Genomic DNA, 13,494 nt, shown 5'->3' with positions numbered 1-13,494 from the left:
GGCCGCGCCGGCATGCGCGGCCGCCAGCCGTGCCGTCAGCGCTTCGATGCTCGCACTGGCAGCCTCAAGACCTTCAGGAATGACGCGCAACGCCATGAGGACCACTCCAAACCCAGGTGAACATGATTTTCATTAACAGTAGTACCACATGGCTGTGGGTTTGGGAATTCGACAGCGCGATTTCTGCCCGTAGCTCGGTCCTGGTTGCCAGCGGACCCCAAACGGTCGAAACTGCTTGGCGCTCAGCCTCTTGCGCCTCGCCGACTTAGTCTGCGTTCCAGCTCCCCGGCACCATCGGCATCGTGGGGCCGCCGCCGAACTGATCGTCGGATAATGTCGTCAACCCCGCCGCGTCGCTGACCGTCGGCTTGACCACTGTGCCGGCGAAGCCCAACGGTCCAGCGCCTTGATCGGACGCCACCGTCAGCGCGTCGCGCGGTCCGCCCGGCTGGCCCCATTGCGGGTCGACGTGGAAGTTCATATCCATGTATTCGTGGCCATGCCCACGCAGCCCCGCCCGTCGACGTCGCCGAGCTCGCGCTGCTTTTCGCGCAGCCGGCGCCGCGGCGGCAGCGGCCTCGGGCTCAAACCCCTTCTTCCTTGCACTCGAGCGGGCGCTGTTGCTCATCCCAGAACCGACCCCGATGCCGGGAGGCCCCACCGCATAAGGAGGCACGAAACTAGTCCCCGCAAGTGGTGACGGCGTCGCTGCGGAGGAGGCGACCGTGCTCCCTGTGGGCGCCGAACTGGGCAGCGGAGTGGAAGCGGAGACGCCGCCCGCGACGCCGACCGCGATCGGGCTACCGGTCGGCGCCGGCAAACTCGACGGCTGCGACGTCGGTACGGGCGACGCGGCGGGGGCCGAGGCCGATTCAAGCTGGATCCCCGCCAACCCGCCCAGGCCGGCAACGCCCCCCACAGCGCCGACTGGCACCACGAACGGAAGCGCCAGCAGCTGCGGAAAGGCCTGAATGGCTTCGATCGCGTGGCCGAACTCGTCCGATGCCAGTGCCCCGATGTCGGCGGTCAGCTGCGTCAACCCTTGTGCCGGGTTTTGCCCGATGATCCCGACGTCCCGTTGCAAGGTTTGCAAGACTTCCAGGACGCGATTGCTCCACCAGCTCAAGTCGTAGGGAGTGCCTCCGTCGTTGTCGATCGGCGGCAGCGTTCCAGTATCGCCACCGGATTCGCCATCGGCCGGGCTGTGCCGGGTCACGATTTGCGGGGCCGGATCTGTCTGCGGCGCCGCCGCCAGCGCCATGGTGGACACCGCCTGATAGGTGCTCATCGTGGTGGCCGCCTGAATCCACATCCGCACATAGTCGGCCTCGTTGAGCGCAATCGGAATCGTGTTGATACCAAAGAAATTGGTCGCCATCAACACCCCGTGAATCATGTGGTTGGCGGCAAGCTCCGGCAACGTCGGCATCGCGGCCAGCGCCGCGGTGTAGGCGGTGGCCGCGGTCTCGTGTTGGACGGCCTCCGATGCGCTTTTGGCACTGACCCGCATCAGCCAGGTCAGATACGGAAGGTGCGCAGCCACGTACTGCTCGGCACTCGGCCCTTCCCAGGCCCCGGCCTGCACCGCCGACAAGATAGCGCTGAGTTCCTCGGCGACTGAAGCGTATTCGGTGCTCAACGAGGTCCAAGCGCCGGCCGCGGCCAGCAGTGACTCGGGCCCTGGGCCGCTGCTCAACAACGTCGAGTGCACCTCGGGCGGCGAAGCCATCCACACCGGTGCAGTCACGTCGGGCATTCAATACGACGCAGTGTCGTAGTTACAAGACCCCGACCGGGTAGGGGGTATTCGCAGGTCTACGACGTGGCCTTAACGATCAGACGTGAAGCAGGGTCGGCAGCGCCATCGCCGAGTCGAGCGCCAACGCGCAGAACACCACGGCCAGGTAGTTGTTCGACTGCAAGAACAGCCGCAACGGCTTGACCGGCTCACCGCGACGCACCCCGGCATAGAGCTGGTGGGCCATCGCCAGGAACCACACCCCGGCCACCGCCGCCACCGCGGTGTAGAGCCATCCGGCTGCCAGCGCCAGCGCCAGCGTCGCAGCCACCGTCAGCCAGGTGTAGACCAGGATCTGCTTGGTGACCTGACGCTCGGTGGCCACGGCTGGCAGCATCGGCACACCGGCCGCCTTGTAGTCCTCCTTGTACCGCATGGCCAACGCCCAGGTATGCGGCGGCGTCCAGAAGAAGATGATCGCGAACATCACCAACGCCGGCCATGCGATCGTGTCGGTGACAGCCGACCAGGCGATCATCACCGGCATACAGCCGGCCGCCCCACCCCAGACGACGTTCTGCGAGGTGCGGCGTTTGAGCAACAGGGTGTAGACAAAGACGTAAAACGCGATCGTGGCCACGGCGAGCAGCCCCGAGAGCAGGTTGGTGGTCCGCCACAACCAGAAGAACGAACCGATACTCAGCACCAGACCGAACACCAGCGCGTTCCTGGTGGGCACAGCGGCCCGCGCAAGCGGCCGTCGGGCGGTCCGCTTCATCATCTTGTCGATGTCGGCATCGGCCACGCAGTTCAGCGTGTTGGCGCCGCCGGCGGCAAGCATCCCGCCGATCAGGGTATTGAGGATCAGCAGCGGGTTCACCGTGCCGCGGTCGGCCAGCAACATCGCTGGGATGGCGGTAACCAGCAAGAGCTCAATGACCCGCGGCTTGGTCAAGGCCAAGTAAGCCAGCAAAGTGTTGCTGACTCGACTCGGCGCAACGCGCTCGCGAATGCTCACGCAAGAACTCCTCGGATCACAGCAGCGCGCAGCTTCTACTACAGGCGATGGTAGACCGCCCGCTTACCCCGCTCCTCGTCCAGGGTCGAGTCACCACAATTCGACGGGATTTAACGTGCTGGTGGATCTGCATCGACGCGGGTATCCGCACTAGTGTTGGATCCGATCACCCTGTCGACCCTAGGACGCCGTTTGTGACCACACTCGAAGACATCTCGACCCTTACCCAACCGCACTTGCCCGATGACTGGACCGAGATCGATTCGGCCGCGGTCGACACCATCCGAGTGCTGGCCGCCGACGCCGTCCAAAAAGTCGGCAACGGCCATCCCGGAACGGCAATGAGCCTGGCCCCGCTGGCCTACACGCTGTTTCAGCGCACGATGCGCCACGACCCCAGCGACACCACCTGGCTCGGCCGGGATCGGTTCGTGCTGTCGGCCGGCCACAGCAGCCTGACCCTCTATATCCAGCTCTACCTGGGCGGTTTCGGCCTGCAACTGTCCGATATCGAATCGCTGCGCACTTGGGGTTCGAAGACTCCCGGGCATCCCGAATTCCGGCACACCAAGGGTGTGGAGATCACCACCGGTCCACTTGGTCAGGGTCTGGCGTCGGCCGTGGGGATGGCGATGGCGGCACGTTATGAACGCGGCCTGTTCGATCCGGACGCCGCCCCGGGCAGCAGCCCGTTCGACCACCACATCTACGTGATCGCCTCCGACGGCGACATCGAAGAAGGGGTTACCTCCGAGGCGTCGTCGCTGGCCGCGGTCCAAGAGCTGGGCAACCTCATCGTGTTTTACGACCACAACCAGATCTCGATCGAGGACGACACCAACATCGCGCTCTGCGAGGACACCGCGGCCCGGTACGAGGCTTACGGCTGGCACGTCCAGCGCGTCGAGGGCGGTGAAAACGTTGTCGCTATCGAGGAGGCCATCGCCAACGCGAAGGCTGTCACCGACCGGCCGTCGTTCATCTCGCTGCGGACCATCATTGGCTATCCGGCGCCGAACCTGATGAACACCGGGAAGGCGCACGGCGCGGCCCTCGGCGACGACGAGGTGGCGGCGGTCAAGAAGATCCTGGGCTTCGATCCGGACAAGAACTTCGAGGTGCGCGACGACGTCATTGCTCACACCCGCAAGCTGGTAGAGCGGGGTAAGGAAGCGCACGAGAAGTGGCTACCGGAGTTCGACGCCTGGGCGCAGCGCGAACCGCAGCGTAAAGCGCTGCTGGACCGGCTGACCGCCGAAAAGCTGCCCGACGGCTGGGACGCCGACCTGCCGCACTGGGAACCCGGTTCAGATGAGGTAGCCACCCGAAAAGCGTCCAACGAGGTACTCAACGCGGTAGGACCGAAGCTGCCCGAGCTGTGGGGCGGTTCAGCCGACCTGGCCGGCAGCAACAACACCACCATCAAGGGTGCCGATTCCTTTGGGCCACCGCGTATTTCCACGAAGGACTACACCGCGCACTGGTACGGCCGCACACTGCACTTCGGAGTCCGCGAGCACGCAATGGGCGCGATCCTGTCCGGCATCGTGCTGCACGGCCCGACCCGCGCCTATGGCGGCACTTTCCTGCAGTTCTCCGACTACATGCGCCCGTCGGTACGACTGGCGTCGCTGATGGACATCGACACCATCTACGTGTGGACGCATGACTCGATCGGACTCGGCGAAGACGGCCCCACCCACCAGCCAATCGAGCACCTCTCGGCGCTGCGGGCGATTCCGAACCTCTCGGTGGTGCGCCCGGGCGACGCTAACGAGACCGCCTACGCCTGGCACACGATTCTGGCCCGCGGCAACGGCAGCGGGCCGGTCGGGCTCTGCCTGACCCGACAGGGCGTACCGGTGCTGGAGGGCACCACCGCCGAAGGGGTGGCCAGGGGCGGATACGTATTGGGCGATGACGGCGGTGACGAGCCAGACGTTGTTCTGATCGCCACCGGCTCCGAGGTCCAGCTGGTTGTCGAGGCGCAAAAATTGTTGGCGGACAAGGACATTGTTGCGCGTGTGGTGTCGATGCCGTGCGTCGAATGGTTCGAGTCGCAGTCAGAGGATTACCGCGATAGCGTGTTGCCGCCGTCGGTGTCAGCCCGGGTCGCCGTCGAGGCCGGCGTTGCGCAGAGTTGGCACAAGCTGGTCGGCGACACCGGCGAGATCGTTTCGATCGAGCACTACGGGGAATCCGCCGATTACAAGACGTTGTTCCGCGAATTCGGGTTCACTCCCGAAGCCGTCGTCGACGCCGCCGAACGAACAATAGATAACTAGAAGAAGGGAATTCGATGACTCAGAATCCCAACCTCGCGGCGCTGTCCGCCGCGGGTGTATCGGTGTGGCTGGACGACCTGTCCCGACAGCGTCTGCAGTCCGGCAACCTTCAAGAACTGATCGACACCAGGAGCGTCGTCGGTGTCACCACCAACCCGTCGATCTTCCAGAAAGCGCTCGCGGAGGGCGACGCCTACGAGGGTCAAGTAGCGGAACTGGCCGAACGCGGTGCCGACGTCGATGCCACGATCCGCACCGTGACCACCGACGATGTCCGCAACGGCTGCGACGTGCTCAGACCGCAGTGGGAGGCCTCCGACGGAGTCGACGGCCGGGTGTCTATCGAGGTCGACCCGCGGCTGGCGCACGACACCGACAAGACCACCAAGCAGGCGATCGAATTATGGAAGATCGTCGACCGGCCGAATCTGTTCATCAAGATTCCGGCCACCAAGCAAGGTCTGCCCGCCATCAGCGCGACGCTGGCAGAAGGGATTTCGGTCAACGTCACGCTGATCTTCTCGGTTGAGCGACACCGCGAGGTGATGGACGCCTACCTCGACGGGCTGCAAGCGGCCAAGGCAGCCGGACACGACATCTCCAAGATCCATTCGGTGGCCTCGTTTTTCGTTTCGCGGGTGGACACCGAGGTCGACAAGCGGTTGGAAAAGATTGACTCTCCCGAGGCGCAAGAGCTGCGCGGAAAGGCCGGCGTGGCGAACGCCCGGCTGGCGTATGCCGCATACCAGGAAGTCTTCGTCGGCGGCGATCGCTTCGAAAAGCTCCAGGCCGACGGGGCGCGAGTGCAGCGGCCGCTGTGGGCGTCGACCGGCGTTAAGAACCCCGACTATTCCGACACGCTCTACGTCACCGAGCTGGTAGCGCCGAATACCGTCAACACCATGCCGGAGAAGACAATTGATGCGGTCGCCGACCACGGCGTCGTCACGGGCGATACGGTCACCGGCACCGCTTCGGCCGCCCAGGAAGTGTTCAACAACCTGGAGGCGGTCGGAGTCGACCTGACCGATGTGTTCCTCGTTCTGGAGAACGAAGGCGTGCAGAAGTTCGAGGAGTCTTGGAGCGAGCTGCTGGAGGAGACCCAAAAACAGCTCGACTCCGCCGCCAAATGAGCAGAGCCGCCACCCGAGGCAACACCGGGCAGTGGCAAAACCCGTTGCGGGACAAGCGCGATAAGCGGCTGCCCCGAATTGCTGGTCCGTGCGCTGTGGTGATTTTCGGTGTCACGGGCGACCTGGCCCGCAAGAAGGTGGTACCGGCCATCTACGACCTGGCCAACCGCGGATTGTTGCCACCCAACTTCGCGCTGGTCGGTTTCGCCCGCCGGGACTGGGATGACGAAAGCTTCAGCAAAGAGGTCTACCAGGCCGTCAAGGAGCACTCGCGCACCCCGTTCCGCCAGGCGGTCTGGGACCGGCTGGCCGACGCATGCCGGTTCGTGGAAGGCACCTTCGACGACGATGCCGCGTTCGCCCGGCTGGCCGAAACCCTGGAAAAGCTCGATGCCGAACGCGGCATCGGCGGCAATCACGGGTTCTACCTGGCGATCCCGCCGAAGAGCTTTCCGGCGGTGTGCGAACAGCTGAACAAGGCCGGGCTGGCCCGGGCCAGGGAGGGCAGCTGGAGCCGGGTCGTCATCGAAAAGCCGTTCGGCCACGACTTGGACAGCGCACGCGAGCTCAACAAGGTGGTCAACAGCGTCTTCCCGGAGGAATCGGTGTTCCGCATCGATCACTATCTGGGTAAGGAGACGGTGCAAAACATCATGGCGCTGCGGTTCGCCAACCAGCTCTTCGACCCGATCTGGAACGCGCACTATGTCGACCATGTGCAGATCACCATGGCTGAGGACATCGGACTTGGCGGGCGCGCAGGCTATTACGACGGGATCGGTGCGGCGCGTGACGTGATTCAAAACCACCTGATGCAACTACTTGCGCTGATGGCAATGGAAGAGCCGGTGAGTTTTCAGCCGTCGGAATTGCAGACCGAGAAGATCAAGGTGCTCTCGGCAACCCAACTTGCGCAGCCGCTCGATGAGACCAGTTCGCGCGGCCAGTACAGCGCCGGCTGGCAGGGCGGACAACATGTGGTTGGGCTGCTCGACGAGGAGGGCTTTTCGAAGGAGTCCGGCACCGAGACGTTCGCCGCCATCACATTGGAGGTCGATACTCGCCGTTGGGCCGGGGTGCCGTTTTACTTGCGAACCGGAAAACGACTGGGCCGCAGGGTCACCGAGATCGCCTTGGTTTTCAAACGGGCCCCGCATCTGCCGTTCGACGCCACCATGACCGATGAGCTCGGCGCCAACGCATTGGTGATCCGGGTGCAGCCGGACGAAGGGGTCACGTTGCGATTCGGGTCCAAGGTGCCGGGTAGCGCGATGGAAGTTCGCGATGTCAACATGGACTTCTCCTACGGCTCCGCATTCGCTGAGGAATCACCCGAGGCTTACGAACGGCTGATCCTTGATGTCCTGCTCGGCGAGCCGTCACTGTTTCCCGTCAACGAGGAAGTCGAATTAGCCTGGCAGATACTGGATCCGGTGCTTGATAACTGGGCCGAACACGGCAAGCCCGAACCGTACGCGGCAGGCACCTGGGGGCCCGCATCGGCGTTCGAGATGCTCCGTCGGACCGGGCGGGAATGGCGGCGGCCATGATTGTCGAGTTGCCGGACACGAGCACCAACGAGATCAACAAGAAGCTCGACGAACTGCGTGAGCAGAGCGGCGCGGTGACGCTTGGCCGAGTCCTGACTTTGGTGATCGCGCCGGACAGCGAAGCGGTGCTCGAAGAATCCATCGCAGCGGCCAACGCGGCCAGCCACGAGCACCCGAGCCGGGTGATCGTGGTGACGACCGGGGACGCCGATGCCGCCGAGGCGCGCTTGGACGCACAGTTGCGCGTCGGTGGTGACAGCGGCGCGGGCGAGGTGGTGGTGCTGCGGCTCTCGGGCCCGCTCGCCGGCCACAACAGCAGCGTCGTCGTGCCCTTCCTGCTGCCCGATATCCCGGTGGTGGCCTGGTGGCCGGATATCGCGCCAGCCGTGCCGGCCCAGGACCCGTTGGGCCAGTTGGCGGTTCGGCGTATCACCGATGTCACCAACGGAGCTGACCCGATGTCGGCGATCAAAAGCAGGCTGCCCGGCTACACCCCGGGTGACACCGACCTGGCCTGGAGTCGCATCACCTACTGGCGGGCACTGCTGACTTCGGCGATCGACCTACCGCCGCATGAGCCGATCACCTCGGCCCTGGTTTCCGGGCTCGAGGCCGAGCCCTCCCTCGACGTCCTCGCGGGCTGGCTGGCCAGCCGGATCGACGGTCCGGTGCGGCGCGCGATCGGTGAACTCAAAGTCGAACTGGTGCGCAACAGCGAGACAGTGACGCTGCGTCGGCCACAAAAAGGCGTGACCGCGACATTGAGCCGCACCGCGAAGCCCGACGCTCTTATCCCGTTGCAGCGCAGGGAAACCCCCGAATGTCTGGCCGAGGATCTGCGCCGACTGGACCCGGACGTGATCTACTTTTCGGCGCTCGAAGGCATCGATCGAGTGGAGTACCTGTGAGCACAGCCGTTGAGACATTCGCCGACAGCGACGCACTGACCGCTGCCGCGGGCGAGCGTTTGATCAGCGTCATCGAGGCGGCCGTGGCCGCCCGCGGGCGGACGCAGATCGTGCTGACCGGCGGCGGCAACGGCAACCGGCTTATGAGTTATCTTGGCGCGCAGGCGCAACGAGTCGACTGGGCCAAGGTGCATTTGTTTTGGGGCGACGAGCGCTACGTCACCGAAGACGACGACGAACGCAACGACAAACAAGCTCGTGAAGCATTGTTGAGCCACGTCGATATCCCGGCGCGCAACGTGCACGCGATGCCAGCGCGCGACGGCGAATTCGGTAGTGATCTTGCCGCAGCGGCCTTGTCCTACGAGCAGCTCTTGGCCGCGAACGCCGAACCGGGCGATCCCGCACCGAATTTCGACGTTCATCTGCTCGGCGTGGGGCCCGAAGGCCACATCAATTCGCTGTTCCCGGACACCCCGGCCGTGCGCGAAGCCACTCGGCTAGTCGTCGGCGTCGAGGATTCACCGAAGCCTCCCCCGCTGCGAATTACCTTGACGCTTCCTGCAATTCAGCGGTCCCGCGAGGTCTGGTTGTTGGTGTCCGGGGCGGAGAAAGCCGACGCGGTGGCCGCAGCGGTCGGCGGCGCCGACCCGGTGTCGATACCGGCCGCCGGTGCGATCGGCCGCGAGCAGACGATCTGGTTTCTCGACACCGACGCAGCAGCCAAGATCCCTACCGGCCAAGCGTCCAATTAGCGGCGCCGCTCGGCCTGCCGATCGGCATAGCCGAGCGCATAGTCGGCCAGCCGTCGAGTGAAATCGGGGTATGCAGCGCGCTTGGAAGGGCACGTCAGGTCGGGGGGTAATGGTCGCAGTGTCTGCATTGCATATTCGATCAGATGCCGGTTCGATTCCGGGGGTTCCCAACCCGCCAGTAATAATTAGCGCATGGCAGACAAAAGCGCCGGCGGCCGCCCGCCGCGACAGCGGATCAAGACGCTCACCCAGGCGGCAATGAACGCCGACGTCACCGTCGGCCAACTGGAAGACGTGCTGGGCGGCCTGGGCGACACCCTGACCGACCTCAACACATCGCTGTCGAATCTGAACACCGCGATAGAGCGTCTCGATGGCGGCTTGGACCACTTCGAGGCCACGCTCAGCAGGATCGATGACTTGATGAACCGGTTGGTTACGCTCGTCGCGCCGGTCGAGGCCATCGTCGAACGCATCGACTACATCGTGGGCATTGGCGAGACGGTGATGACGCCCTTCTCGCTGACCGAACATACTTTCCGGAACGTGGTGAACGTCCTACGCAATCGGACCGCGCGCTAGTCGCCGGTCACAAACCCACCGGCCACACTCGCCACCTGCGTACCGCCACCAAGGTGCACACCTCATCTCGGAAACGAGGCGTATGCGATATCACGGGGCCTTGATATCACCAGCGCTATCAAACTCGAGAAGGCACTAATCTTTCAGCCAGCGACTGAAGAGGCTGATGAGCCCGTGAGCTCTAGCTCAAGCGTTGTATTTGATCCGCAGCGCCATGCCGACGATGGCTACCAGCCAGATGCCGACGACGAACAACGTCAACCGGTCCAGGTTCTTCTCCACCACCGTCGACCCGGACAGGCTGGACTGCACGCCGCCGCCGAACAGCGTCGACAGGCCGCCACCCTTGGCGCGGTGCAGCAGCACCAATAAGACCACCAGGATGCTGGTCACCACCAGGGTGATCTGCAGGGCCAATTCCATGGCCAACACCTTACCGGCCGGCGGTTAGCCGCCTCAGACCGGCGCTGCCCCGCGAGATCAGTGAACGCTCCCTGGCATGTCGAAGCTCATGTTGTCGTTGGTGTAGCTGAAGTAGATCGGTTGGTGCAGGAAGGGCAAGACGCCGCTGTCTATTTCGTTTCCGGATACCGGCGTCGGCCCGTCATATCCCGAGCTGCCGAGGGGGCCGGTGATGTAGGAGTACAGCAACGAGCCACCGGACGCGCTGGTGTAGACGTCGATGGTTGTTCCCGTCGGCACGGAACTTCCGGACGCCAGCGATGACGGGATGGTTCCGAACACACCGCCGGAATCGAGATCGTCGGAAACCGCTACCCGAGTTCCCCCATTGACCGCTTCGTAGAGATCCGCGATCGGGTTTCCGGGCACCGTCAACAACGCCGTTCCCGGGTTGGCGGAATCGACGATCAGCTTACCGTCGGGAATGTCGACGAGCACACCGCCGTAATTCTCGAATGGGCTGGTGGTCGGACCCCCGGTGTGCAGACCAATGCCCAGGATGCCGGTCACCTGGTCATCAGCAAGGAACTGCTCGAAGCTTGACGGCGAGCCCAAAGCTGACGGCCAGGACAAGAACTCGACATCGATGGGGGTATTCGTCGTGTCGAGGGCTCCGTTGCCGTAATCAACGGTCGCGTCGTTGTAGGTCAGATACAGGTAGTCCACCCCGCCGCTGTAGCCGCTCTCGCTAATGCCGGTGGGCGTGCCGAGCTGCAAGAGGTTAAAGAACGCCGATACGGGGTTTGACCCGAGGTCTTCCCAAGGGAGGACAAGGCCGCTGGATCCGGTATCGACGAGCAGCGTGTTGCTGGCCCCCTCAATCGTGGCTTGCACAGTCGGCTCGGTGTCCTCTGCGACGCTCAGTGGAATGTCATAAGGGCCCGAAGCCGCGGGGACGGCCGCAGCGGGCTCCGCGGCCGCCGGCAACGCAGCCGCCGCATCAAGCGAACTCAGGCTGGCCAGAAGGCTGTCGGTCCAGCTGGTCAGATCCACCGCAGCGGCGGGATCAAAGCCGGCGATCGCATCGCTCAACGAGGTCATGAGGGGCTGGATGATCGGGTCGAGGAGCGCGTCGATGTCGGCCTTGGCAGGGGCCGCGGTGAAGGCCGAGCCGGTGGCCATTGCTGCCGCCGCAACAAACGCTGCAGCCGCCCCACCCAGGATGACCCGGCGCTGGCGCGCCTCGGCGTTGCGTGACATTTGGTTGCCTTCCCCCGGAGAGTGGTCGAGCTGCCTAAAGCGCACCCTAGCTGCGCAATCACCAAAACTTAACGAACCTGTATTTCTGTCAGGTTTTGTTAAGCTAAGCGCCCCTTAGGCCGACCGTCAACTGCAACGGCTCCGTGGGTTACGGCAGCGGCCCCCCGGCGGCAATGGCGGACAGTGTGGCGAACTGCTCGCCGTCCAGCGATGCGCCGCCGACCAGGGCACCATCGACGTCGTCCTGAGCGACGATGTCGCCGATGTTCTTGGCGTTCACCGAGCCGCCGTAGAGCACGCGGACCGTCTCGGCGATGTGTGTAGAGGCCAGCGTGCCCAGCTCCTTGCGGACCGCTGCGCACACTTCCTGGGCATCGGTGGCGCTGGCCACCCGCCCGGTCCCGATCGCCCATACCGGCTCGTAGGCGATGACGACCTTGCCGATCTGCTCGGCCGAGAGCCCGGCTAGCGACCCGCGCAGCTGCTCTTGGCAGTGCGTGACATGCTCACCGGCTTCCCGGACTTCCAGGTTCTCGCCGATGCAGACGATCGGTGTCAGGTTGTGCTTGAGCGCGGCAGCGGCCTTGGCGGCCACCAGCGCGTCGTCCTCGTTGTGGTAGGTACGCCGCTCGGAGTGCCCGACGACGACGTAGCTGCAGCCCAGTTTGGCGAGAAACGCGCCGCTGATCTCGCCGGTGTAGGCACCGGAGTCATGCTGCGACAGATCCTGGGCGCCGTAGGTCAGTCGCAGCTTGTCGCCGTCGACCAGGGTCTGCACGCTGCGCAAATCGGTGAACGGCGGAATGACCGAGACATCGACTCGGTCGTAGTACTTATCGGGCAGCGAGAACGCGATCTTTTGAACCAGTGCGATCGCCTCGAAGTGGTTGAGATTCATCTTCCAGTTGCCGGCTATCAGCGGCTTGCGGCTCATCGCGATCCTTAGCTTTTAGGTGCTCAGTACTTTTAAGCCGGGCAGCTCTTTGCCCTCAAGGTATTCCAGCGACGCCCCGCCGCCGGTGGAGATGTGCGAGAAGCCGTCCTCTGGCAGGCCCAGCGCCCGCACCGCCGCGGCGGAGTCGCCGCCGCCGACAACGCTGAACGCGCCCTTGGCGGTTGCGTCGGCGATTACTTCGGCCACACCTTTGGTGCCGGCGGCGTATGCCGGGAATTCGAAGACACCCATCGGGCCGTTCCAGAAGATGGTCTCGGCGTTGGACAGCAGCGAGTTGAACCGGGTCACCGACCCCGGCCCGATGTCCAATCCCATCTTGTCGTCCGGGATCGCGTCGGCGGCGACAACCTGCGGGGGCGAATCAGCGGAGAACTTGTCGGCCACCACGATATCCACCGGCAGGCGCAGAACGTCCGCATAGGTGTCGAGCAATCGGCGGCAGGTGTCGATCATCTCGGCTTGCAGCAACGAAGTGCCCACCGAAAGACCAAGTGCGGCGAGGAATGTGAAGCACATGCCGCCACCGATAACAATGCTGTCGGCCTTGGTGGCCAGCTGCTCGATCACACCGAGTTTGTCCGATACCTTCGAACCTCCAAGCACCACCGCATACGGCCGGCGCGTCGAGCTGGTCAGCCGCTCGAGCACGCTGACCTCTTCGGCGACCAGGTTGCCGGCGTAGTGCGGCAGCAGCGTGGCAATGTCGTAGACCGAGGCTTGCTTGCGGTGCACAACCCCGAACCCGTCGGACACGAAAGCACCTGTGTCGCCGACTAATTGGGCAAGTTCGTGAGCCAACGCGAGTCGCTCGCCGTCGTCCTTGCTGGTTTCCCGCGGGTCAAAGCGGATGTTTTCCAGCAGCAGGACGTCCCCATCGGTCAGACGCTCCGCGCGGGCCCGCGCATCCC

At 64.3% G+C, this 13,494-nt stretch carries 12 protein-coding genes and 1 pseudogene; 6 read left to right on the top strand and 7 right to left on the bottom strand.

Annotated features, from left to right (window positions below; genetic code table 11):
- The 3 genes and pseudogenes from WB785_RS25105 to WB785_RS25095 all read right to left on the bottom strand — a co-directional run.
- A pseudogene (locus WB785_RS25105) lies at positions 1 to 96 on the bottom strand (PE family protein); the annotation flags it as partial.
- 169 nt (positions 97 to 265) lie between these two features.
- Positions 266 to 1,747: a PPE family protein gene (locus WB785_RS25100; protein WP_424082866.1), complete on the bottom strand. Its 1,482-nt coding sequence runs from the start codon at positions 1,745 to 1,747 to the stop codon at positions 266 to 268.
- 88 nt (positions 1,748 to 1,835) lie between these two features.
- The gene (locus WB785_RS25095) at positions 1,836 to 2,756 is read right to left on the bottom strand and encodes a heme o synthase (RefSeq protein WP_424082864.1); all 921 of its coding nucleotides are present in this window, start codon (positions 2,754 to 2,756) and stop codon (positions 1,836 to 1,838) included.
- Between the two features lie 194 nt (positions 2,757 to 2,950).
- Between WB785_RS25095 and tkt the strand changes: the two genes are divergently transcribed.
- The 6 genes from tkt to WB785_RS25065 all read left to right on the top strand — a co-directional run bounded on the left by tkt (position 2,951) and on the right by WB785_RS25065 (position 9,969).
- Positions 2,951 to 5,041: a transketolase gene (gene tkt, locus WB785_RS25090; RefSeq protein ID WP_424082862.1), complete on the top strand. Its 2,091-nt coding sequence runs from the start codon at positions 2,951 to 2,953 to the stop codon at positions 5,039 to 5,041.
- A 14-nt stretch (positions 5,042 to 5,055) separates the two neighbouring features.
- Positions 5,056 to 6,174 carry a transaldolase gene (tal, locus tag WB785_RS25085; protein WP_424082860.1) on the top strand — a complete coding sequence of 373 codons (1,119 nt, stop codon included), beginning with the start codon at positions 5,056 to 5,058 and terminating at the stop codon, positions 6,172 to 6,174.
- Complete coding sequence (gene zwf, locus WB785_RS25080; RefSeq protein ID WP_424082859.1) at positions 6,171 to 7,724, top strand: glucose-6-phosphate dehydrogenase; 1,554 nt, start codon at positions 6,171 to 6,173, stop codon at positions 7,722 to 7,724. The genes tal and zwf overlap by 4 nt, the downstream gene beginning before the upstream one ends.
- Entirely contained in the window at positions 7,721 to 8,632 is a 912-nt protein-coding gene (gene opcA / locus WB785_RS25075; RefSeq protein ID WP_424082857.1) for a glucose-6-phosphate dehydrogenase assembly protein OpcA, read from the top strand. Before zwf ends, opcA begins: the two co-directional genes overlap by 4 nt.
- Positions 8,629 to 9,387: a 6-phosphogluconolactonase gene (gene pgl, locus WB785_RS25070; protein ID WP_424082855.1), complete on the top strand. Its 759-nt coding sequence runs from the start codon at positions 8,629 to 8,631 to the stop codon at positions 9,385 to 9,387. Before opcA ends, pgl begins: the two co-directional genes overlap by 4 nt.
- Positions 9,388 to 9,579: 192 nt before the next feature.
- Complete coding sequence (locus WB785_RS25065) at positions 9,580 to 9,969, top strand: ATPase (protein ID WP_424082853.1); 390 nt, start codon at positions 9,580 to 9,582, stop codon at positions 9,967 to 9,969.
- A 186-nt stretch (positions 9,970 to 10,155) separates the two neighbouring features.
- On the opposite strand, the gene secG is transcribed toward WB785_RS25065, so the two are convergent.
- The 4 genes from secG to WB785_RS25045 form a co-directional block, all read right to left on the bottom strand.
- The gene (gene secG, locus WB785_RS25060) at positions 10,156 to 10,392 is read right to left on the bottom strand and encodes a preprotein translocase subunit SecG (RefSeq protein WP_067330465.1); all 237 of its coding nucleotides are present in this window, start codon (positions 10,390 to 10,392) and stop codon (positions 10,156 to 10,158) included.
- 57 nt (positions 10,393 to 10,449) lie between these two features.
- Positions 10,450 to 11,631: a PecA family PE domain-processing aspartic protease gene (locus tag WB785_RS25055; protein WP_424082852.1), complete on the bottom strand. Its 1,182-nt coding sequence runs from the start codon at positions 11,629 to 11,631 to the stop codon at positions 10,450 to 10,452.
- Positions 11,632 to 11,779: 148 nt separating this feature from the next.
- Positions 11,780 to 12,565 (bottom strand): triose-phosphate isomerase, encoded by a 786-nt coding sequence (tpiA, locus tag WB785_RS25050; protein WP_424082850.1) that lies wholly within the window; start codon positions 12,563 to 12,565, stop codon positions 11,780 to 11,782.
- Positions 12,566 to 12,580: 15 nt separating this feature from the next.
- On the bottom strand, positions 12,581 to 13,494 hold a 914-nt coding region (locus WB785_RS25045), incomplete at its 5' end, for a phosphoglycerate kinase (protein WP_424082848.1).

Origin of the sequence: Mycobacterium sp., from assembly GCF_049585075.1 — a bacterium.
In the GTDB taxonomy this organism is placed as follows: Bacteria; Actinomycetota; Actinomycetes; order Mycobacteriales; family Mycobacteriaceae; genus Mycobacterium.
The sequence above is the reverse complement of the archived record's forward strand: the minus strand, read 5'-3'. Positions and strand labels throughout refer to the sequence as shown.